The organism is Aeromonas rivipollensis, assembly GCF_037811135.1.
Classification (GTDB): domain Bacteria; phylum Pseudomonadota; class Gammaproteobacteria; order Enterobacterales; family Aeromonadaceae; genus Aeromonas; species Aeromonas rivipollensis.
The window spans coordinates 1,054,511-1,075,243 of sequence record NZ_CP149130.1 but is presented as its reverse complement, the minus strand read 5'-3'; the positions used below and the strand labels follow the sequence as shown (position 1 = coordinate 1,075,243).

The window sequence follows — 20,733 nt, the reverse complement described above, 5'->3', positions numbered from 1 at the left end:
CCGGCGATCCACCTCTGTGCCCTCCCTGGCCCAGGCCCTCGGCGCTTCTACCACCCAGGTGCTCTGGATCATCGACATCTATCCGCTGCTGATGGCGGGGCTGCGGATGCCCATGGGCACCCAGGCGGACTGTATCGGCAACCGCCGCCTGCTGCTCAGCGGGCTGACCATCTTCGGGGTTGCCTCCCTGCTGGCCGCCTATGCGCCGACGCCGGTCATGCTGACCGATGCGCGGGGGTTGCTGGCCCCGGGAGGTGCGATGATCATGCCCTGCGTGCTCGGCACCATTCGGCGCACCTTCGAAGAGGATGATGATCACGCCATGGCGCTGGCCTGTGGCACGCGAATACGAAAAAGCCCATCTCAATCAACGATTGAGATGGGCTCTATAAATAAATGGCGGAGGAGGTGGGATTTGAACCCACGGATGGTCGCCCATCGCCGGTTTTCAAGACCGGTGCATTCAGCCGCTCTGCCACCCCTCCGCAGCAGTGCGACGCATATTACCCATGACGATCCCCCTTGTAAATCCCCGCTCTGTTCGTTTGCCGATTTATTGGGCTAAATGGCCAACAAAACCCGCAGAGTCGCCCCAACCCGTGCTTTTTCAACCGGATGGCTTGACTTGAAAACAGACTCACCCACTATAGTGGCCTCCACGATATTCCCAGCAAGATGGACTTATGAGAATCAAACATGCCCTGTTCGCCGCCCTGACCGGCGCGACCCTGCTTGCGGCGCCGGTGCAGGCGAGCGAGCTGACCAAGAGCGATGTCGAGCAGATCGTGCGCGACTATCTGGTCAAGAATCCGGAAATACTGGTCGAGATGTCCAATGCCCTGCGCGCCAAGCAGGAGAGCCAGCAGGCCGAGAGCGACAAGACGCTGATCGAGGCCCATGCCAAGCAGCTCTTCGCCAACCAGGATCCCGAGAGCGGCAACCCCAAGGGCAGCCTGACTGTGGTCGAGTTCTTCGACTACAACTGCGGCTACTGCAAGCGGGCCCACCCGCTCATCCAGCAACTGCTCGGTGAAGACAAGGACATCCGCTACATCTACAAGCAGTTCCCCATACTGAGCGAGACCTCCTACTACGCCGCCCGCGCCGCGCTGGCGGTGCAGCTCGGCCAGCCCGACAAATACCAGGCCTTCCACGACAAGCTCTATGCCCACCAGGGCCCGCTGTCAGACGAAGCCCAGGTGAAGCAGGTGGCAGAGGCCGCTGGGGTCAACTGGAGCAAGGTCGAGGCCAAGTTCAAGGACGGCAGCATAGATCAGAACCTGGGTACCAACCGTGCCCTGGCCGAAGCCATGAGCATCTCCGGCACCCCGGCCTTTATCATCGGTGATCAGATCCTGCGCGGTGCCCCCCGCGACCTGGCGAGCCTCAAGGCCATCATCAAGGATGTGCGAGCCGGCAAGAGCATTCAGTAACCCGCTCTTCGCTCGTAAAAAAACGCCCCGGCATCGCGATGCCGGGGCGTTTTGCCATTCAGGCTCCAGTCCCTCAGGACTGATAGCCGTTCGGGTTCTGGCTTTGCCAGCGCCAGGTGTCCACCATCATCTGCTCGAGCCCCCGCTCGGCCTGCCAGCCCAGCGCGTCCCGGGCCAGGGTAGGCTCGGCCCAGCATTCGGCGATGTCGCCGGGGCGACGGGGCTTGATCTGGTAGGGAATGGGGCGACCGCTTGCGGTTTCGAACGCCTTGACCATCTCCAGCACGGAGTAACCCTGGCCTGTGCCCAGGTTGTAGGTGAAGACCCCGGTGTCGCTCCCGATGCGGGCCAGCGCCTTGAGGTGACCGATGGCGAGATCCACAACGTGGATGTAGTCGCGCACCCCGGTGCCGTCCGGCGTCGGGTAGTCGTTGCCAAAGACCCCCAGCTCCTTGAGCTTGCCGACACCGACCTGGCTGATATAGGGCAGCAGGTTGTTGGGAATGCCGTTGGGATCTTCGCCGATGAGGCCGCTCTCGTGGGCACCGACCGGGTTGAAGTAGCGCAGCAGCACTATGGCCCAGCGGGGATCGGATTGGGAGAGATCCCGCAGTATCTCCTCCACCATCAGCTTGGAGCGGCCGTAAGGGTTGGTGGCGCTGGTGGGGAAATCTTCCCGCAGGGGCACAGAGGCGGGATCGCCATAGACGGTGGCCGAGGAGCTGAACACCAGGCGGAACACGCCGGCCTTGGCCATCTCTTCGCACAGCACCAGGGTGCCGGTCACGTTGTTCTGGTAGTAGGTGAGCGGGATCTGGCTGGACTCCCCCACCGCCTTGAGGCCGGCGAAGTGGATCACAGACTCGATCTTGTGGGCGGCGAACAGCCGTTGCAGGCAGTCCCTGTCCAGAATGTCGCCCTCGACGAAGGTGACGGCCTTGCCGGTGATCTGCTCGACCCGCCTGAGGGATTCGGGGGAGGAGTTGGAGAGATTGTCCAGTACCACCACCTGCTGGCCGGCGCCCAGCAGCTCAACCAGGGTGTGGGAGCCGATATAACCGGCACCGCCCGTGACCAGAATTGTCATTTTTTATCCCGTGCTTTGCTGAAACTGAAGCTGAGTCTACCCGCCCTGCCCGCGCGGGAAAAGCTCGGGATACCTATGACGCCCTCAGTAGTCGAGGCCGACATCTCCCCTGGCAGTGCAGGAGCAGGCCAGTGCGACCCCGCTCTCCAGATCCTGCGGGCTGAGAGTCATCACACTCTGGCGCTCGATCTCGCCGGTCGTGGTACAGCGACAGGCCCCGCACACCCCGGCGCGGCAGGCGGCCATCATGGTCTCCCCCGCCCCCTCCAGCGCGGCCAGCAGGGTCTGGCCCGGCAGTATCTTCACCTTCTTGCCGCTCTTTTTGAGGGTCAGCCAGAAATGGTCACCCCCGGCGGCAACTGGCGCTACACCCGATGTAACAGCAGGCAAGCCGAACGACTCCTGATGCAGCTGCGCCGCCGGCAGCCCCAGCTCTGCCAGCATGGTGCTCACCGCCGCCATGTAGGGCGCGGGCCCGCACAGATAGACGTGGCGGCCGAGCAAGTCCGGCGCCAGCTCCTTGAGCATGTCGGGGCTGAGCCGACCGACCCAGGGGTGAGCGGCCGGCGCCTGCTCCAGCACCAGAGCATGACGCACACCGGGGTGCGCCTCGGCCAGCGCGGCCAATTCATCCGCGAAGATCACGTCCTGGGGCGAGCGGGCGCTGTGAATGAAGCGGATGTCCGCATAGGGTCGCTTGGCGAGCTCGTCCCGCAGCATGGCCCACATGGGGGTGATGCCGGAGCCCGCGCTCAGCAGCAACGGTCGCTCGCAAGGCAAGGCGGTCAGGTTGAAGTCACCGAAGGGGCCGTCGGCCCGGATCTCGTCCCCTACCTGCAGACTCTGGTGCAGGTGGTGGGAGATCAGGCCCACATCCTTGATGGTCACCTGCCAGCAGGCATCCTGCGGGCTGGAGGAGAGGGTATAGGCACGGCACTGAGGCTCGCCGCCAACCTCGGTGTGCAGCGTCACGCACTGGCCGGCCAGCACGGGGGGCAGAGAACCCTCGGTGGCGACAAACTGCCAGCTGGTCACGTCGTGGGTATCCGCACGACGGCCAATGCAGCGCAGGGAAAGAGAGGTGGAGGTCATCGCAAGGCTCCTCTTGTCTTGAAGCGATCGTCTTGAAAAAAAGGCGAGCCATCAGGCTCGCCAAAGGCTTACAACATGCTGAGCGTGTAAGGCGGAGATGGCGCCGCTCAGGCCGCCAGGATCTCGGCAATATCCGCCTCTGCGGTCGTGGGTCCCTTGAGGCCGGACTATGTCTCCAGCACCGTGATCAGGCCGCCAGGATCTCGGCCAAGTCAGCCTCGGCCGTGGTGGTCCCTTTCAGGCCAAACTGCTCCTCCAGCACCTTGAGCAGGGCCGGGGTGAGGAAGGCCGGTGCGGTCGGACCGGTGCGAATGTCTTTCACCCCGAGCGCCAGCAGGGTGAGCAGGATGACGATGGCCTTCTGCTCGAACCAGGAGAGCACCAGGGTCAGCGGCAGATCGTTGACGCCGCACTCGAACGCCTCGGAGAGCGCCAGGGCGAGCTGGATGGCGGAGTAGGCATCGTTGCACTGACCCACATCCAGCAGGCGCGGAATGCCGCCGATGTCACCGAAGTCGAGCTTGTTGAACTTGTACTTGCCGCAGCCCAGGGTGAGCAGCAGGCTGTCCTGGGGGATCCCCTTGGCAAACTCGGTGTAGTAGGCACGCTCGGCACGGTCGCCGTCACAACCCCCCACCAGGAAGAAGTGGCTGATCTCCCCGGCCTTCACCTTGTCGATCACCGCTGGTGCCGCCTGCATCAGGGCATTGCGGGCGAAGCCGATGGTGATGAAGTGCTCGAGCTCGGTGTGCTTGAACCCTTCCAGCGCTTGGGCCTTGGCGATCACTGCGGAGAAGTCTTCCCCTTCCAGGTGAGTGACCCCTGGCCAGCCGACGATGGAGCGGGTAAAGATGCGATCCGAGTAGTTGCCCACGTTGGGATCTATGATGCAGTTGGAGGTCATCACCACGGCGCCCGGGAAGTTGGCAAACTCTTTTTGCTGGTTCTGCCAGGCGGAGCCGTAGTTGCCCACCAGATGCGGGTACTGCTTGAAGAAGGGGTAGGCCAGGGCCGGCAGCATCTCGCCGTGGGTGTAGACGTTGATGCCGGTGCCCATGGTCTGTTCCAGGATGAGCTTGAGATCCACCATGTCGTGACCTGAGACCAGGATGCACTTGCCCGGCACCGGGGTGACTCTTGCTTGAGTCGGCTCGGGGTGGCCGAAGGCGCTGGTTTCGCCGAGATCCAGCATCTCCATGATCTTGAAGTTCAACAGGCCTATGTCCATGGCGCACTTGAACAGGGGATCCAGATCGCTCGGATCCGTGCCCAACCAGCTCATGATGCGGTGGAACTCGGCGGCCACGGCACTGTCTTGCTGACTCAGCACCCGGGCATGCTCCATATAGGCGGCGGCGCCCTTGAGGCCGTAGAGGCAGAGCAGACGCAGCCCCATGATGTCTTCGTTGACCTCGCTCTTGCCGCGATTGACCGCGGTCTGGGGCGCATGGGCCAGCTGTTCCAGCAGTTCGGCGCCCGGTTCGAAGCGAGCGGCGGCGGGTAGATCGCTGACCTGCACCGCCAGGGCGGTCAGACGGTCGGCCAATTGCTGGCGATAAGCCATCGCCTGATTCACATAGCCGACGATGCGCGCCGAGTCGAAGTTGACGTTGGTGAGGGTGGCGAAGAAGGCCTTGGGCACGAAGGCGTCGATCTCGTCATCGACGATGCCGTGCTCGCGAGCTGCCAGCGCCCAGGCGCTGAGCCCCTGCAGCGCATAGATCAACACATCCTGCAGATCCGAGGTCTCGGCCGTCTTGCCGCACATACCCTGTGCATAGGCGCAGCCATTGCCTGCGGGGGTACGAATTGTCTGTTCACATTGCACACAAAACATCATGCCTCTCCCAATTGGACATTTCAGTTACTTGTTTTGTGGCGATTCTATTCCTCTCTCGAAAAACTTAATAGGCATTCAATTTACCAATTAAGTTTTCATTGATGCAGATCAAAAACAAAAAAGCCGCCCAGACAGGGCGGCAAGCGGGTGGATAACATCAAAGACAATTCAGGATTGCAGCAACAGGGGATAAGGGAACGGCCAGGCCGGCGTCACTAGTGACATCCGGCCCTGCATGTCATCAGTCCAGGTAGGCCCGCAGCATCCAGACCAGTTTCTCCTGCTGCTGCACATAGTCGGAGAGGATGGAGGCGGTACCCTCGTCACCGGCTTCGGCAGCCTGCGCCAGGATGCGGCGCTGGGCCACCAGCAATTCGCGGAAACTCTCCAGCAGGGATTCGACACAGGCGCGGCCGTCGTGCAACCCCTTCTGTTCTGGTATGGCGGAGACCTTGATGTAGTCGCTGAAGCTGTGCAGGGGCACCCCATCCAGGGTGAGGATGCGCTCGGCCAGGGCATCAACCTTCAGCAGCAGATCGTTGTAGATCTCTTCGAATTTGAGGTGCAGCTCGAAGAACTGGTTGCCACGGATGTTCCAGTGGAAGCCGCGAACGTTCATGTAGAGGATCTGGTAGCTGGCCAGCAACTTGTTCAGCTCGGCGGCCAGGGCTTGTGATTGAACGGTATCAAGACCAATGGGGCTCTTCATCATTCACCTCCAGGTGGTAAACATTATTGGGAACGGAGTCAGCATATCCCCGCACAGACTCAAAGGACAATTGCTTGTACCTTGCTCATTGATAGCGACTGGCTATCGTCAGCGGGAAAAGCACCCGCTTTCATCGCTCAAGCCGCTCGATATAGAGGATCACTTCCCCCAGATGAATGCCGAACTTGCTGATCTCGGCGCGATTGATCAGGCGATCTTCATCCAGCAGATACATCCAGTCATCGAAGCTCACCCGCACCACCTCCCCGTCCGGCAGGGCCAGATCGAGTTGATAGCGCCAGTTCAGGGCAAAACCAGCCGTCTTGCCCACCGCTTCCCCCACCACGTCCGAGGCGGTGCCACGCCAGTGTCCATCCGCCCCCTTGCTCAAAAACCAGGTGCGGGTCTGCTGGCGGCCGTCATCGAAATAGAACTGTTCGAACAGCTCCCCCTTGCCCTCTCGCCAGCGTCCCTGCATCTCGACCCGAAAGCGACTGGTCACTTCGCCGCTACGGTCTGTCACCAGGCCATGGGCCACCAGCTTGCCATTGAAAAAACGGGCGAGATCCCAGTTCGGACCCTGCCCTCTATAGTCATCGAGGCTGGTGCCACAACCAGCCAGCAGCAGAAGTGGCCACAGCAGCAGAAGGCGCCATATGTGGTAGAGAGGCATGAGGGACTCCAGTGTCAGGGTTGGCCGCGCAGGCGGCGGGTAAGGGCGGGGTCGCGACTGTTGTCGGCGAGCCAGATGGCCAGAAAGGCGGCAGAAAACTGCGGATCGGCAAGGGAACCCAGGGGCTTGTCCTGCCACCAGAAGTGACCGGCACCCGCGCTGTCCACATAGAAGGTGAGTCTGTCCCCCACCCCGACGTCGGGCCAGAGGGCGGCGAGCCGGCCGAGCCAGCGCTGGCGATCCGTCTCGCTGCCAAGCCCGAGCCGTTGCCATTCGGCGGCGGTGGCGCTCAGCAGATCTTCCCGTTCTATGGCCCTGGCATAGGTCAGGGTGAGGGCCTGGGGATAGCGACCGGGCTCGTAGCGGCCGCTCTCGCTGTAGAGGGTGGCGTCATAGAGCTTGAACCAGAGCCAGCTCATCTCCCCCTGCCCGACCGGGCGCAGCTGTTGCCAGGGGGCGGCGGAGCCCTGCACGGCAGTGGCCACAAGCAGCGTCAGCGCCGCAAGCAAGGTGCTAGTTCCACCCCATGTGCCAATGGGCAGGATCTTCCAGTTCATGCCAGTCCATCTCCTGTTCCTGCAGGGTATTGATATCCTGCATCACCACGCTCGCCAGTTGACCTCGCGCATCCCGCTGGCACGCCACCACCAGGTAGAAGCGGTCGGTCAGCTCGTACTGGCTCTCCTTGGTCCATTTGGAAAACAACAAGGCGTCGGTCGAAAAGGTGTTCATCTCGGCTCACCCTCCAGCGTCACCGTTACCCACAGCAGTACGGGTAACCACCACATCCAGATCACCGCCAGCAGCGCCGTGCTGATCCAGATGCCCCAGGGTAAGTGTACGGCCCCCATGGCAGCCCCCGCCACATAGGAGCTGGCGCCCCCCACCATGCCAAAGAGCGCCTGCTGCCAGCGGGGCAACCGCTGCAGCCAGCCCAGGCCATGGGAGAGCGTCAGGGCAAAACCGCACCAGAGCAGCAGCAGCCAGAGCGGGAAACCGGACGGAAACTGGAACAGGCCGAGCCCCCAGAGCAGGATGTCGAGCAGACAGCCTGCCAGGGCGACGGGAATGAGCCGCCAGTCATGCCGGCGACGAGGAGAGAAGAGAAAATGAAGCAACAACATCAGCAGCAGGGGACCCGGTTGCTGCCATTTCACCGCCAGCAACCAGTAGAGGTTGAACCCCAGCAGATGGGCCCACTGCCACATGGTCAGTGACTGCTCACTGGCAGATCACCGGACCAGCCGAGCGGGCCAGGCTTGGCCGCCTCCAGCTGCACCAAGCTGATGGCCCGCTCCCAGAAGCCCCCCTCGCAGTAGGCGAAATAGAAGTGCCACAGCCGGATGAAGTCCTGGCTGTAGCCGAGCCTTGGCAACTCCGGGGCCAGCGCCAGGAAGCGTTCGCACCAATGGGCCAGGGTGCGGGCGTAGTGGTGGCCGTGATCGTGCAGCCGCACCAGCTGCATGTCGGTCTCCCGGGCGAGCAGCCCCGCCATCTGGGAGACGCTCGGCAGACAGCCGCCGGGGAAGATGTAGCGCTGAATGAAGTCGACACCGCGCACATACTGGGCGTGGCGCTGATCGGCTATGGTGATGGCCTGAATGAGCAGGCGGCCGCCGGGTCTGAGCAGGCGCGACAGCTGGCGGAAGTAGTCCGGCAGGAAGGCGTGCCCCACCGCCTCTATCATCTCGATGGAGACCAGCTTGTCGAAGCTCCCCTCCAGCTTGCGGTAATCCTCCAGCAGCAGGGTGATGCGATCCTCCAGCCCCTCCCGGGCAATCCACTCTTTTGCGTAGTCATGCTGGGCCTGGGAGATGGTGGTGGTGGTCACCCGGCAACCGTAGTGGCGGGCGGCATAGACAGCCAGACCGCCCCAGCCGGTGCCTATCTCCAGCAGGTGATCGTCCGGCCCGAGCTCGAGCCGCTCGCAGATGGTGCGCAGCTTGGCCTGCTGCCCCTGCTCCAGGGTGGCCTCGGCGCTCGGGTAGATGGCACTCGAATACTGCATGTGGCTGTCGAGGAAGCCCTGATAGAGGGTATTGCCGAGATCATAGTGAGCGGCGATGTTGGATCTCGACCCGGTCAGGGTATTGCGGTTAAGCCAGTGGCGTACCTTGTTGAAGGGGAAGCTGAGCCAGCCTAGCCGCCGCTCCAGAGTGTCGAGCAGCGTCAGGTTGCGGGCCAGCAGCCGCACCAGGGCCACCGGATCCGGGCTGGTCCAGAGTCCCTCCACCCAGGTCTCACCGGCGGCTATGCTGCCCCCCAGCAACAGGCGGCGATAGAAGGCCGGATCCTGCACTATCACCTCGGCATGGAGATCTGTGCCCGCCACCCCGAAGCTGTGGCGCTCGTTGCCGTCACGCAGCAGCAGTTGCCCCTGTTCGAGGCGTCCCAGCAGACTGAGCAGCAGTTGCCTGGCCCCCTTGTCGATGAAGGAGGCAGAGAGGGTTGATTGAGCAAGTTCCATTAGCGGCTCTCCGGATGGGTGAATATAGGTGTTCGTTTGATAAAAAGACGCAGGGCCTGCCAGTAGATACCGAGCAGCACCTTGAGGGTCATCCAGGGCCAGCGGGCGAGCAGGGCCGCGAGCCCCTGGCGCGACAGCGGCTCGCGGCGCAGCGCCAGGGTGGCGTCGAACAGCTTGGCCTCGCCTGATCGGGGATGACTCTCGATATGGATCAGCGTCTCCTGCGCGGGCGGCCTGATGCGCCAGTGATAACGCATTGCCAGCCCCATGAAGGGGGATACGTGAAAATCCTTGTCATGGGGCGCCAGGGCCGCCAGATCCAGCAGATAGTAGTGGCGCTCGTTCCAGGGGGTGTTCGACACCTCCGCCAGCAGATAGCGCGCCTCCCCCTCCCGGTAGCAGAAGTAGAAGTTGACCGGGCTGAAGTAGAAGCCTAGGCAGCGCACGTTGCCAAGCAGCAGCACCCGACCGTCCGGCTCGGCACTGCCGCCAAGGGCGGTCACCTTGTCCCACACCGCCTGCTTGAGGGGCCCTTCGCTGCCACTCAGATAGTCGCGGCGGCGAAAGGAGAGCAGCCCCGCCCGCTCCACGCCAAACCAGCGCCCCTGATCGAGTCTTGGCAGTTCGTCCAGATCCAGCCCCAGCATGAAGAGGCCGTAAGAGAAGGCGTGGCTGCGCGGCGCGAAGCGACGGTGGCGCACCGAGCCCTGCCAGATGGCGCTGATGGTGTCCATGGTGTCGCCGGCACCCTTCATAGACTGGCTCCGAAGCGACTGGCCACGTCCAGGGCGCTGCGCACCCCGTCCTCGTGAAAGCCGTTGTACCAGTAGGCACCGCAGAAATGGGTGTGCTGCCGGCCGCAGATCTCGGCCCGCCGCTGCTGGGCGGCGATGGAGGCCTGATTGAAGACCGGATGGTGATAGACGAAGCGGCGCAGCACCTTGCTCTCGTCCACCCGGCCCTGGGGATTGAGGCTGACGCAGAAGGGTTGCGGCGAGCTTATCCCCTGCAAGATGTTCATGTTGTAGCTCACCAGGGGGCGCGCCTCGTCGTCGTCCCCGAGCAGATAGTTCCAGCTGGCCCAGGCTTTTGGCCGCGCAGGCAGGCAGCTCACATCGGTGTGAAGCCAGACGTCGTTGGCCTGATAGGCCATTGCGCCGAGAATGGCCTGCTCCCCTTCGCTCGCATCCGTCAGCAGGGCCAGCGCCTGATCGCTGTGACAGGCGAGGATCACCTCGTCAAACTGCTCCTCCCCGTAGCCGCTTAGGACCAACACTCCCTCGGCCGTGCGCCTTATCCCCTGCACCGGGCAGGCCAGCCGGATCCGCGGCAGCCAGCCTGCGGTGAGCGGGCCTATGTATTCCCGCGAGCCGCCCGGAATGACGTACCACTGGGGGCGGTTGGCCACATCGAGCAGGCCGTGGTTGGCAAAGAAACGCAGGAAGAAGCCCAGCGGAAAGGCGCGCATGTCCGCCAGGGTGGAGGACCAGATGGCCGCCCCCATGGGCAGTATGTAGTGACGGGCGAAGTAGTCGCTGAACTCCCCCAGTTGCAGGAAATCCCCCAGGGTAGGTTCGCTGCCACCGCCGTGGCGCCCAAGCTCCGCCAGCCAGGCGCGGGCCTCCCGGTTGAAGCGCAGTATCTCGGCGACGAAGCGGTAGAAGCGCGGGTTCAACAGGTTGCTGCGCTGGGCAAACAGGGTATCCAGGTTGTGACCGTTGTACTCCAGTCCCTGGGGGCTCTTGACCGAGAAGCTCATCTCGGTGGGCTGACGTGCCACCCCGATCCGCTCCAGCAATTTCAGGAAATTCGGGTAGGTGCGATCGTTGAAGACGATGAAACCGGTGTCGATGGCATAGCTGCGACCGGCCAGGCTGACATCCACGGTGGCGGTATGACCGCCGAGCAGGGGGGCCGCCTCGAACAGGGTGATGTCGTGCAGCTTGTGGAGCATAAAACCGGCGCTGAGACCCGAGATCCCGGAACCTATGATGGCGATCCTTTTCTTCATGAAGGGGATCCTTTCGAGATGAGAGTGCGCCCCAGCCGTAGCCAGAGCCCCGTCGGCAGTGCGCCAAGCAGGCGCAGCAGCCAGATGAAGCGACGGGGGAAGTGGATCTGATGGCGACCGGCAGCCAGCCCGCCCATGATGGCGCGGGAAGCCTCCTCCACCGTCACCAGACAGGGCATGGGAAAATCATTCTTCGCGGTGAGTGGCGTTTGCACGAAGCCCGGGCGGATCAGGGTCACCCCTATGCCCCGGGCAGCGAGATCGAGACGCAGGGTGGCGGCCAGATAGTCGAGGGCGGCCTTGGAGGCGCCATAGGCCTCGGCCCTTGGCAGGGGCAGCCAGCTGACAGAGGAGCTGACGATGGCGAGCCGTGACCCGGATGCCAGCAGCGGCAGGAAGGCGGCCAGGGCGTGGCCGGTGGCGACGAGGTTGGTCTCTATCACCCGGGCAAAGAGGGCGCCGTCGAACCCCTCTGCCAAATCCATGTATTCGCAGTTGCCGGCGTTGAGGATCAACAGATCCAGCCTGGGCAGGCCGGCGGCAACCTCTGCCATGGCGGCGCTGTCCCGCGCATCGAACTGCAGGGGGGTGATCCCCTCATGCGCCAATGCCTGCAGCCGCTCGCCGTCGCGGCCACAGCCCCACACCTGCCAGCCAGCGCCTCGGTAGTCGAGCGCCAGCTGGCGACCTATTCCGGAGGTGGCCCCGGTGATCAGCACACGCCCGCTCATGCTCCCAGCCTCCCCTTGATGGCGCGCACCACTGACCCGAGCAGCGGCAACTGCTCGTAGATCATGGCGCCGAGATCGAAGTAGTCCCGGTGCAGGCAGACCTTGCCCCAGGCATCGAACTGCAGCCGGGTTGCGCCCTCCACCCGCACGGGTCGCCCGCCGGCGATCCTGGGATGGGCGAAGATCATGACCCAGCTGAGCCAGGCTTCATTGCCCTGCAACTGCTGGCTGGTGATCTCGAAGCGGCATTCCTTGAGCCGCCCGTAGAGAGAGGAGAAATAGCGGGTTAGCGCGGCCAGCCCTTCTATGCGGTGGGCCGGATCGATGAACACCACCTGATCGGCATAGATCTCCGGCAGACGGTGCAACTGATGTTTGTCCAGTTGCAGGTAGAGGACGATGAAATGGGCCAGCGCGTCGTTCATGTTATTTCTTCTCCAGGTCACGGAACATCTCGATGGCCCTCACCCGTGCAACGGCATGATCCACCATGGGCGCCGGGTAGTCCTGCCGCCCCTTGAGCCGCAACCAGTCGTGGGGCTGGTGCACATAGGTGGCAGGCAGATCGGCAAGCTCAGATACCCAGGTACGGATAAAGTCCCCTTGTGGATCAAATCGTTGCCCCTGAGTGGTGGGGTTGAATACCCTGAAGTAGGGGGCCGCATCGGCGCCGGTGCCCGCCGCCCACTGCCAGCCGCCATTGTTGGCCGCCAGATCCCCGTCGATGAGCTTGCTCATGAAGTAATCCTCACCAAGCCGCCAGTGAATGTGCAGATCCTTGGTCAGGAAGCTAGCCACTATCATCCGCAGCCGGTTGTGCATCCAGCCGGTGGCGTTGAGGCAGCGCATGGCGGCGTCGACGATGGGGTAACCGGTACGCCCCTCGCACCAGGCGGCGAAGGCATCCGGATCCCAGCTCCAGGGCAGGGCCCCGGTCTCGGGCTTGAAGGGCTTGTTCATGGAGAGGCCTGGCACCAGCACCAGCAGGTGGCGATAGAACTCCCGCCAGATGAGCTCGTTCAGCCAGACGAAACCGGGCTGCGCCTTGGACTGGGGCCGGCCGCCGAGCCGCTGCTGCAAGGCCGCCACGCACTGACGGGGGCTGACGATGCCCGCCGCCAGATAGGGGGAGAGGATGGAAGTCCCCGCCAGAGCCGGAAAATCCCGGGTCTCGCCGTAGTCCAGCACCCCCTGCTCCAGGAAGGCGTGCAGCCGCCGCAGTGCCTCGGCCTCCCCCACGGGCCAGCGGGGATCCGGTGTCGTCTCCCCGATCGCCTCATCGACAAAGGCCCTCTCGGCCAGCGGCTGCCAGGGCAGGGCGTCGCCCCGCGGCGCCGGGGCTCTGTGAATGACGAAGCCATCCTCGTCAAGCGCCTTGAGCCAGGCGCGGCTGAAGGGGGTGAAGACCTTGAACATCTCCCTAGAACCGGTCAGCACCCGCCCAGGGGGCAGCACGCAGCAGCCGTTGAACCAGTGGCAACTTACCTCCTGCTCTGCCAGCGCTGCGGTGACGGCACCATCCCGGCGCTGTTCGTCAAGTTCGATGGCCTGATTGGCATAGAGCCGGGTGACGCCAAGCTCGCGGGCCAGCGCGGCCAGCGCAGCCGGTGTCTCGGCAAAGGTCTCGACCCGCAGCAGATGAAGCTCTATGCCGAGTGCCGCCAGTTCGAGGCCCAGCGCATCCACCTGGGCCAGGATGAAGCGCTGACGGATGGGGGCCATCTTGTGCTGCCGCCACTGGGTCGGCGAGATGACAAAGAGGGCCGCCACCTGCTCCTCATCGGCGCAGGCATGACGCAAGGCCGGGTTGTCGGCCAGGCGCAAGTCATTGCGAAACCAGACCAGCCTCATGATTTCTTGCTCCCGCGCCCGCTCAAGCCGTGGGCGGCAGGCTTGTCTGCCATCACCTCGGCCAGGGTCGCCCGCCAGCCGTGGGCGGCCAGCCAATCAGCGTCATAGAGTCGCCCCAGCTCGCCAAAGAGCCGGGTACCGGCAGGCCAGTCGGCAGCCAGCGCCGGCTTGCCCAGCCCGGCCCCCAGCAGCACCCGCCAGGGGGTGGCGGCCCGCCCCTCCAGCAGGGCGACGTGGCGCGGCTCCACCGCCCCCAGCAGTTGCACCTCATAGCCCTGACCTATCAGCTCGTAGGCCGCCCAGACCAGATCGAGCGGGCCCACCTGGCCCCAGCTCGCCAGGGTGACCGGCAACCCCTTCTCCTGCTCGATGAGGTGGCGGGCGAAGCGGGTGTGGAGCCAGCCCAGCCACACCTGTTGCAGCAGCTCGCCGTCAGGGCGCTCGCGCCACAGCCCCAGCAGCCGCTCCACCAGCGGCTGCAGCACCCGGCTGCGCACCAGCTCGAAGGGGTAGCTCGCCAGCAGGTCGTTAAGCTCAGCCTCCGCCTTGCGCTGGTTGAAGGCGAGCAACGCCTGGCTGAACTGCTCCAGGGTCTGCTGCCAGTGATCGCTCACCGGCTGGGCGTGGGGTTCGCTCAGCAGCCCCTTGACCTGGCCTATGCTCACCCCCCGCTCCAGCCAGCTCAGGATCTCGCCTATCTGGCGGATATCCTGCTCGCTGTAGAGGCGGTGCCCCTTGTCGGTGCGGGCGGGCTGCACCAGGCCGTAGCGGCGCTGCCAGGCACGCAGGGTGACAGCATTGACCCCGGTGAGGCGGGAGACCTCGCGGATGGGGTAGATCCCCTCATCAGGCAGAGGAGCAATTTCTTGCGGTAAATCAGACATGACAACGTCCATCAAGCAGAGGTGTGAAGCTCCCCGACGCAGGGCCTGCGCCGGGCAACAAGCGAATTCAACGTCCATAACGCAGCTTGAGCGTATCGGGATGCGGGTCTCTGGATAGACCTGAACCCACGTAATCAGCCCAATATTCAAAGCCCGTAACGCAGCTTGAGCGTATCGGGATGAGGATTGAGGTAGACCTGCTCGGACAAATAGGCATTGGGGTATTCCCGCAGGTAGTGGCGGATCAGGGTGAGCGGCACCAGCAGCGGGAAGATGCCGGTGCGGTACTTGTCTATGGTGTCGCAGAGCTCCTGCTTCTGGGCCGGGGTCAGCACCCGCTTGAAATAGCCCTGCAGGTGCATCAGCACATTGGTGTGGCTGCGGCGGTTTGCCCTCAGGGTAAGCGCCGCCATCAGGCCCTTGATGTAGCTGTCGGCCACCTCCTGCAGGTTGGCCTTGCCAAGGTTGCCGAGCAGCTTGCCGAGGGTGCGGTAGTGGGTGGTGGCGTGGGAGAGCACCAGATACTTGTAACGCGAATGGAAGCGGATGAGGGCGGCGGCGGTGATCCCGCTGGCGCAGAGCCGCTGCCAGTCGTGATAGGCGAAGACCCGCAGCACGAAGTTTTCCCGCAGTATGGGGTCGCAGAGGCGACCGTCCTCCTCCACCGGCAGCAGGGGGTTGGCCTCCATCAGCGCCTTGGCAAAGAGGCCAATTCCCTCCTTGGCGCTCCCCTCGTTGTTGGCGCCATAGATGCGTACCCGCTCCATGCCGCAGCTGGGAGACTTGGCGCAGAGGATGTAGCCGGAGAGGAAATCGAGCTGGCTAGCCTTCTGCTCGCTGAAGGCGATCAGCTTGTCGGTGACGTCGAAGCTGCCGTTGCTCGCCTCGGCCCGCACCTCCCCATGGCGCTTGACCAGGCGGATGGCGGCGCGGGGGGCGCCGAGGCCGATGGCCATCTCGGGGCAGACGGGGTGATACTCGAAGTGAGCGCCAAGATCCCGTTCGCAGAAACTGGAGCGCTTGTGGCCCCCGTCGAACCGCACTTCCTGCCCCAGCAGACAGGCACTGATACCGACCTTGATCTTGTACATGATTACGCCCCTTGTATAAGCATTGACTCAGTTATAGCAGTTATACAAAGAAATGGAAGTTGTATAACTATTGCGGACCGATACGACACAAGGGGGAAAACAGGATCACCGGAAAATGAAAAAGCCCATGACCGGGGTCATGGGCAAGATGGAGGTCACGACAGACAGGGAAATCAGAAGCTGTATTTCACACCCAGGCTGGTGATGGATCCTTTCTGCAGATCCCAGTTGCGATAGGTGTAATCGGCGGTGAGGGCCAGGTTCTGGCTCACCTTGTAGGCGGCACCCGCCTTGAAGTCATGCATGTCGTCGGTCATGTTGGCGTAACGGTAGCCGGTGGAGAGCTCGACGGCACCGATGTCATAGCGCAGGCCCACTTCACCGTAGAGGCTGCCGCTCTCCTTGCGGGTGATGTTGTCCCAGCCGCTGTCGTTCACGTTGGAGGCGAGCTCGCGCTCCATGCTGTAGCCCATCAGACCCGCTTCACCGTACAGGTTCAGGCCTGTGCTGAGGGGAGTGAAGACCCCCATCCCCAGACTGGAGATGGCCATGCTGTCATTGCCGCTGTTGCGGGAGCTGTATTCGGAACCGAAACGGCCGTAGAAGTTGGAGCCGAAGCTCTTGGAGAGATCCAGGCTCAGACCACCGAAATCGCGGTTGTTGCTGTCCTTGCCACCGACGTAGTCGGACTTGGTGTGTGCCCAGGTGGCAGATCCCTTGGCGTAGCTGAACGCATCTTGCGCCAGCACAGAGGTGGAAGAGAGGCCGGCCAGAACCAGAACAGACAGTGCGAGCTTTTGCATTTTGTTGACTCCGATTGTTGAGTTAGGCGGAACCTAACTGGAATGGAGCCATTGTGACGGGCAAAGGGGGAGGTGCCGAGCGGCAAGCTGTTGCCAAACCATGTCAGATGTAAGCAGATATTGCTGGCGGTTACCGGAGCAACACTCCATGGGGACGGGCCTGCCCGTCCCCGCAGCCATCCTAGCGGAATTCCACCTCGTCGATCTGCACCCGCACCAGCGGCTTGCCGGTCAGATTGGCCGGACGGTCCAGCTCGATGGCTCGCGACGGACGCTGCTCGCCCTTGCGCAGATAGGATTCCGGCAGACGGTTCTCCCCGACCCAGAAGCGCACCGGCTGGGTCGAGAGCTGCACGCCCTCGGCGCTGAACAGGGTCAGGCTGCCGTTGACCCGCACCACGTTGCGGCTGCCGGTGTTGTTCACCATGAATTGCAGGCGCAGCGGATCCTCGCCCTCCACCTGGTTCAGGGTCACAGTGATGCCGTCCCGGGTCGCCTGGGCGAGCAGGTCGGGATTGGCCAGAGCCTGCTCGGTCAGCACCGGCGCCGCCACGCTCCCAGTCACCGTCTTGCCGGGGCTCGCCTCGGCGGGCTTGACCAGCAGGTATTCCCAGGTGAAGTCATCGTTGAGCTGCACCTGACGGCCATCGGCCAGGGTGACCTGGGTCAGGGGCGCGGCCTGGGCCAGCATGGGGGAGAGGCAGAGGGCAAGCAGCAGTCTGGACAAGGGTTTCATGGGCTCATGACTCGATAGGGATGCAGAGGGAGCAGTATAAAGAGTCGGGCTGCCCTTGCCTATGACCCGACTCACGTTACGGGCCAGGCCGGGATCAGATGACCAGTAGCTGGGGATCTTCCCCCGATACCATGTCCAGGGTCACCAGATCGAACTGGGCGCTCTGCAGCGCCTTCTGGATGCTCGGCTGCATGTCGAACACCAGGGCCCTCAGCCGTTCAGGCACCCGAATTCTCGCCAGGGTGGTGGCTCTGTCTCCCAGGGTATGGAAGAAGACCTGGGCCCCGCCCAACCCCATGTCGAACAGCATCTGCTCGGCCATGTCGACCATGCGCAGGTGGCGCCGATCCAGGGACGCAACATCGGTAAACCGCCGGCTCAGGCAAGCCTCTCCCACCTCTCCCCACAGCGCCAGTTGCCGCTTGTGGAAGCCATAGCGAAAGTCCCGGTTGGTCATGCCCTGCTCGGCAAAGATCCAGAGGGTATTGGCCGGCAGGCTGTGAAAGCGGCGCAGATACTCCCGCCTCTCCTCGGTCGAGGCCGACATCAGCAGCGGGGGGCCGTCGCCATGCTCGAGCTGCTGGCAGAGGTAGCGCACCGGATCCGTCACCTCGGCGAGGTGGCCGAGGTGGGCGCTGAAGATCATCTCGTCGGTCTTGAGCACTTGGTGGGGAATGCCGTAATGTCGGCAGTAGCGCTGAGCCCTGGCCACCGACTGGCGGCTGAGGGTCGGGTTGTCCAGGGTGATGGCCCGAAAGCGGACCCCGCTGGCCCGGCACAGATCCATGCTGTAGCAGGACTCCAGACGGCCGGAGAAGGAGACAAGCAGTTCGCCGTAACCGGCCAGGGTATTGATGAGCCTCTGTTCCCTGGCCTGAAAAAGCTGATCGTATCCCCGATTCAGCGCGACTACATTGGCATCCATAACAACGGCTCCGGATGATGAATAGGATGTTATTTTGCGATGACAAAGCTGAATAGACACTTAAAGAATGGGGACAAAGTTGTTCTTTATTCGCTCAAGATGCAAATCAGATCCCTTTTATCCGGGCCCGGCGAAGGGCCCCTTCCCCCTCAGGCGGGCAACCATCCCTGCTCGACCAGCTGCCGGCGGCACCCGGGGGCGTCGGTGAACACCATGCCCTGCAGGCCGAGCGCCCGGGCCGCCGCCACATTGGCCGGGCTGTCGTCGATGAAGAGGCACTCCCCGGCCTTGAGGTCGAACGACACCAGCAGATAGCGGTAGATGTCGTGCTCGGGCTTGAGCATCCGTACCCGGGCCGACACCACCTTGCCGCTGAAGAAGCGCCAGAACTCCTGCTGCTCCAGCCAGTCGATGCTGGCATGGCCCATGTTGGAGAGGGCGTAGAGCCGGTGACCGGCACTGTACAGCGCCTCGATAAGCGCCACCATGGCGGGATCCGGCAGCAAGGAGGCGGGCACCGCCTGCAAGATGGCGAGGTTCTGTGCCATAGGCAAGCCGGTGCGCTCCTCTGCCTGGCGGGCCATGGCGTGCAGGGAGAGGGTGCCCCTGTCCACCTCCAGCCAGTCCGGGTGGTTGAACAGCAGCTCCGCCAGGGCCTCGGCGCCATCCGGCCCTCTCACCGAGCGCACTATGCCGACCGGATCCCAGCTCACCACCACCCGTCCCAGATCGAAGATAATCGCCATCCTCTCGTCTCCCCTCTTCATTGACCAGAAAAAAACGGGACCGGTGTGGCACTTATTCGGCCATGGATCCCGACCATCTACCCTGCCCCGTTCAACGCCCCCGGGCAAGTTTTACTTGCATCGGCGTGCCAAATCCCTTAATGGTTATGACGTTACCTTCAGGACAAGATCATGCACACACCATTCTTCTTTGCTTTCTCGTTTATCCGGCCCTCATAAGGGAAGGCCCTGTCGTCGCATCAACAGAAAGCAAAGACGAATCGAGCCTCCCCCAGCGGAGGCTTTTTTTTGCAGCAACCACCACAGAAGATTTGGATAGGGAACCACCATGGCAACGCTCGACGAGATCAGACAAGACATCACCCAGTTGGATCAGGAGCTGCTCGCCCTGCTGGCCAGGCGCAAGACCCTCAGCATCGAGGTTGCCCGAGCCAAGCAGGCCAATCCCCGTCCCATCCGCGACACCCAACGGGAGCAGGACCTGCTGGTTGCCCTGATCCAGAAGGGGCGTGCACTCGGACTGGATGCCCAGTACATCACCCGCATCTACCACACCATCATCGAAGACTCCGTGCTCTCCCAGCAGGCCTACCTGCAGAGCCTGCTCAACCCCCAGCAGCAGGAGCCCATGACCAGCGTCGCCTACCTGGGACCGCGCGGCTCTTATTCGAGCCTCGCCGCCCGCAAGTACCTGGCCCGCTACAAGGATCAGGTGATAGAGGTGAACTGCCAGAACTTCCGCGAGGTGCTGGACACAGTGGAGTCGGGGCGCGCCGCCTTCGGGGTGCTGCCCATCGAGAACACCAGCTCGGGCTCCATCAACGAGGTGTACGACGTGATGCAGCACACCACCCTCTCCATCGTCGGTGAGCTGACCTACCCCATAGAGCACTGCATCCTCACCGCCGTGCCCACCGAGCTGTCCCGCATCAAGACCTTCTACGCCCACCCCCAGGTGTTCCAGCAGTGCTCCCACTATCTGAGCAAGCTGGAAGGGGCGCGCCACGAGATCTGCGACTCCTCCTCCAGCGCCATGATGAAGGTGAAGGAGCTGGGGAGCCCGGATGCGGCCGCCATCGGCAGCGCCGCCGGCGGCGAACTCTACGGACTGGACGTGCTGGCCGAGCAGCTCGCCAACCAGAAGGAGAACTACAGCCGCTTCATCGTGGTGGCGCGCAAGCCCATCGACGTGGCGCCCCAGATCCCGGCCAAGACCACCCTCATCATGTCCACCTCCCAGAAGCCGGGCTCCCTGGTGGAGGCGCTGCTGGTGCTGCGCAGCCACGAGATCAACATGACCAAGCTGGAATCCCGTCCGGTGCAGGGCAACCCCTGGGAAGAGATGTTCTATCTGGATGTTTCCGCCAACCTGCAGACCCCTGAGATGCAGGCCGCCCTGCTGGAGCTGACCAAGATCACCCGCTACGTCAAGGTGCTGGGCTGCTACCCGAGCGAAGACGTCAAGCCGACCGCAGTGCCGCCGGTACTGATGGGCAGCTAAGTCGCCCCGAACGGCAAGAGGCGAGCATCAAGCTCGCCTCTCTCTTTTCTGCCTCCCAGCTTCTGCAGGAGGCGCCACAGCCACATTGACCGCCATCGGCCACCCCAGTCCACCCGACTGGGCGTTCGGAAAAACTGAACGACAAGCTAACAG

Annotated in this window: 22 protein-coding genes, 1 tRNA gene, 1 pseudogene and 1 other annotated feature; of the genes and pseudogenes, 3 read left to right on the top strand and 21 right to left on the bottom strand. The window is 63.3% G+C overall.

Going from position 1 to position 20,733, the window contains the following annotated elements; translation table 11 throughout:
- Positions 1-16: 16 nt before the first annotated feature.
- A pseudogene (locus tag WIR04_RS20930) lies at positions 17-274 on the top strand (MFS transporter); the annotation flags it as partial.
- 123 nt (positions 275-397) lie between these two features.
- Here WIR04_RS20930 and WIR04_RS05020 read toward each other — a convergent pair.
- Positions 398-485: transfer RNA gene (locus WIR04_RS05020), tRNA-Ser, on the bottom strand.
- Between the two features lie 198 nt (positions 486-683).
- Between WIR04_RS05020 and WIR04_RS05015 the strand changes: the two genes are divergently transcribed.
- Positions 684-1,433 carry a DsbA family protein gene (locus tag WIR04_RS05015; RefSeq protein ID WP_338890952.1) on the top strand — a complete coding sequence of 250 codons (750 nt, stop codon included), beginning with the start codon at positions 684-686 and terminating at the stop codon, positions 1,431-1,433.
- Positions 1,434-1,506: 73 nt separating this feature from the next.
- Here the strand turns inward: WIR04_RS05015 and galE are convergent, their stop codons facing one another.
- From galE to WIR04_RS04915, 20 genes are all read right to left on the bottom strand, one after another.
- Positions 1,507-2,520 (bottom strand): UDP-glucose 4-epimerase GalE, encoded by a 1,014-nt coding sequence (gene galE / locus WIR04_RS05010; RefSeq protein ID WP_338890950.1) that lies wholly within the window; start codon positions 2,518-2,520, stop codon positions 1,507-1,509.
- Positions 2,521-2,604: 84 nt separating this feature from the next.
- Entirely contained in the window at positions 2,605-3,612 is a 1,008-nt protein-coding gene (locus tag WIR04_RS05005; protein ID WP_338890948.1) for a hybrid-cluster NAD(P)-dependent oxidoreductase, read from the bottom strand.
- 187 nt (positions 3,613-3,799) lie between these two features.
- A complete protein-coding gene (gene hcp / locus WIR04_RS05000; RefSeq protein ID WP_338890946.1) occupies positions 3,800-5,449 on the bottom strand; it encodes a hydroxylamine reductase in 1,650 nt (549 codons plus the stop codon).
- A gap of 244 nt (positions 5,450-5,693) precedes the next feature.
- Entirely contained in the window at positions 5,694-6,161 is a 468-nt protein-coding gene (locus tag WIR04_RS04995; RefSeq protein ID WP_025327992.1) for a Dps family protein, read from the bottom strand.
- 130 nt (positions 6,162-6,291) lie between these two features.
- Entirely contained in the window at positions 6,292-6,834 is a 543-nt protein-coding gene (locus WIR04_RS04990; protein ID WP_025327993.1) for a DUF3833 domain-containing protein, read from the bottom strand.
- A gap of 14 nt (positions 6,835-6,848) precedes the next feature.
- Positions 6,849-7,391, bottom strand: a complete 543-nt coding sequence (locus WIR04_RS04985; RefSeq protein ID WP_338890943.1) for a chalcone isomerase family protein — start codon at positions 7,389-7,391, stop codon at positions 6,849-6,851.
- On the bottom strand, positions 7,348-7,566 hold the full coding sequence (locus tag WIR04_RS04980) for a TIGR02450 family Trp-rich protein (protein ID WP_289977988.1): 219 nt from the start codon (positions 7,564-7,566) through the stop codon (positions 7,348-7,350). Before WIR04_RS04980 ends, WIR04_RS04985 begins: the two co-directional genes overlap by 44 nt.
- Positions 7,563-8,042, bottom strand: a complete 480-nt coding sequence (locus tag WIR04_RS04975) for a DUF2878 domain-containing protein (protein WP_025327996.1) — start codon at positions 8,040-8,042, stop codon at positions 7,563-7,565. Before WIR04_RS04975 ends, WIR04_RS04980 begins: the two co-directional genes overlap by 4 nt.
- 2 nt (positions 8,043-8,044) lie before the next feature.
- Entirely contained in the window at positions 8,045-9,301 is a 1,257-nt protein-coding gene (locus tag WIR04_RS04970) for a cyclopropane-fatty-acyl-phospholipid synthase family protein (protein ID WP_338890938.1), read from the bottom strand.
- Positions 9,301-10,056: a DUF1365 domain-containing protein gene (locus WIR04_RS04965; RefSeq protein WP_338890936.1), complete on the bottom strand. Its 756-nt coding sequence runs from the start codon at positions 10,054-10,056 to the stop codon at positions 9,301-9,303. Before WIR04_RS04965 ends, WIR04_RS04970 begins: the two co-directional genes overlap by 1 nt.
- Entirely contained in the window at positions 10,053-11,312 is a 1,260-nt protein-coding gene (locus WIR04_RS04960) for an NAD(P)/FAD-dependent oxidoreductase (RefSeq protein ID WP_338890934.1), read from the bottom strand. Before WIR04_RS04960 ends, WIR04_RS04965 begins: the two co-directional genes overlap by 4 nt.
- Positions 11,309-12,043 carry an SDR family NAD(P)-dependent oxidoreductase gene (locus tag WIR04_RS04955; RefSeq protein ID WP_307764073.1) on the bottom strand — a complete coding sequence of 245 codons (735 nt, stop codon included), beginning with the start codon at positions 12,041-12,043 and terminating at the stop codon, positions 11,309-11,311. The genes WIR04_RS04960 and WIR04_RS04955 overlap by 4 nt, the downstream gene beginning before the upstream one ends.
- Positions 12,040-12,468 carry a nuclear transport factor 2 family protein gene (locus WIR04_RS04950; protein ID WP_338890931.1) on the bottom strand — a complete coding sequence of 143 codons (429 nt, stop codon included), beginning with the start codon at positions 12,466-12,468 and terminating at the stop codon, positions 12,040-12,042. The genes WIR04_RS04955 and WIR04_RS04950 overlap by 4 nt, the downstream gene beginning before the upstream one ends.
- A gap of 1 nt (position 12,469) precedes the next feature.
- The gene (phrB, locus tag WIR04_RS04945) at positions 12,470-13,894 is read right to left on the bottom strand and encodes a deoxyribodipyrimidine photo-lyase (protein ID WP_338890929.1); all 1,425 of its coding nucleotides are present in this window, start codon (positions 13,892-13,894) and stop codon (positions 12,470-12,472) included.
- Positions 13,891-14,778, bottom strand: a complete 888-nt coding sequence (locus tag WIR04_RS04940; protein WP_307764070.1) for a MerR family transcriptional regulator — start codon at positions 14,776-14,778, stop codon at positions 13,891-13,893. The genes phrB and WIR04_RS04940 overlap by 4 nt, the downstream gene beginning before the upstream one ends.
- 146 nt (positions 14,779-14,924) lie before the next feature.
- The gene (locus WIR04_RS04935; RefSeq protein ID WP_025328004.1) at positions 14,925-15,869 is read right to left on the bottom strand and encodes a YbgA family protein; all 945 of its coding nucleotides are present in this window, start codon (positions 15,867-15,869) and stop codon (positions 14,925-14,927) included.
- A gap of 173 nt (positions 15,870-16,042) precedes the next feature.
- On the bottom strand, positions 16,043-16,672 hold the full coding sequence (locus WIR04_RS04930) for an autotransporter (RefSeq protein WP_307764069.1): 630 nt from the start codon (positions 16,670-16,672) through the stop codon (positions 16,043-16,045).
- Positions 16,673-16,853: 181 nt separating this feature from the next.
- Positions 16,854-17,408: a DUF3157 family protein gene (locus WIR04_RS04925; protein ID WP_338890926.1), complete on the bottom strand. Its 555-nt coding sequence runs from the start codon at positions 17,406-17,408 to the stop codon at positions 16,854-16,856.
- Between the two features lie 94 nt (positions 17,409-17,502).
- Entirely contained in the window at positions 17,503-18,333 is an 831-nt protein-coding gene (locus WIR04_RS04920) for a hypothetical protein (protein ID WP_025328007.1), read from the bottom strand.
- A 149-nt stretch (positions 18,334-18,482) separates the two neighbouring features.
- Positions 18,483-19,079, bottom strand: a complete 597-nt coding sequence (locus WIR04_RS04915) for an HAD family phosphatase (protein ID WP_338890923.1) — start codon at positions 19,077-19,079, stop codon at positions 18,483-18,485.
- Between the two features lie 167 nt (positions 19,080-19,246).
- Positions 19,247-19,369: a sequence feature (Phe leader region), on the top strand.
- Between the two features lie 38 nt (positions 19,370-19,407).
- On the opposite strand from WIR04_RS04915, the gene pheA reads away from it, so the two are divergent.
- The gene (gene pheA, locus WIR04_RS04910) at positions 19,408-20,580 is read left to right on the top strand and encodes a prephenate dehydratase (RefSeq protein ID WP_338890921.1); all 1,173 of its coding nucleotides are present in this window, start codon (positions 19,408-19,410) and stop codon (positions 20,578-20,580) included.
- The last annotated feature ends 153 nt before the right edge of the window (positions 20,581-20,733 follow it).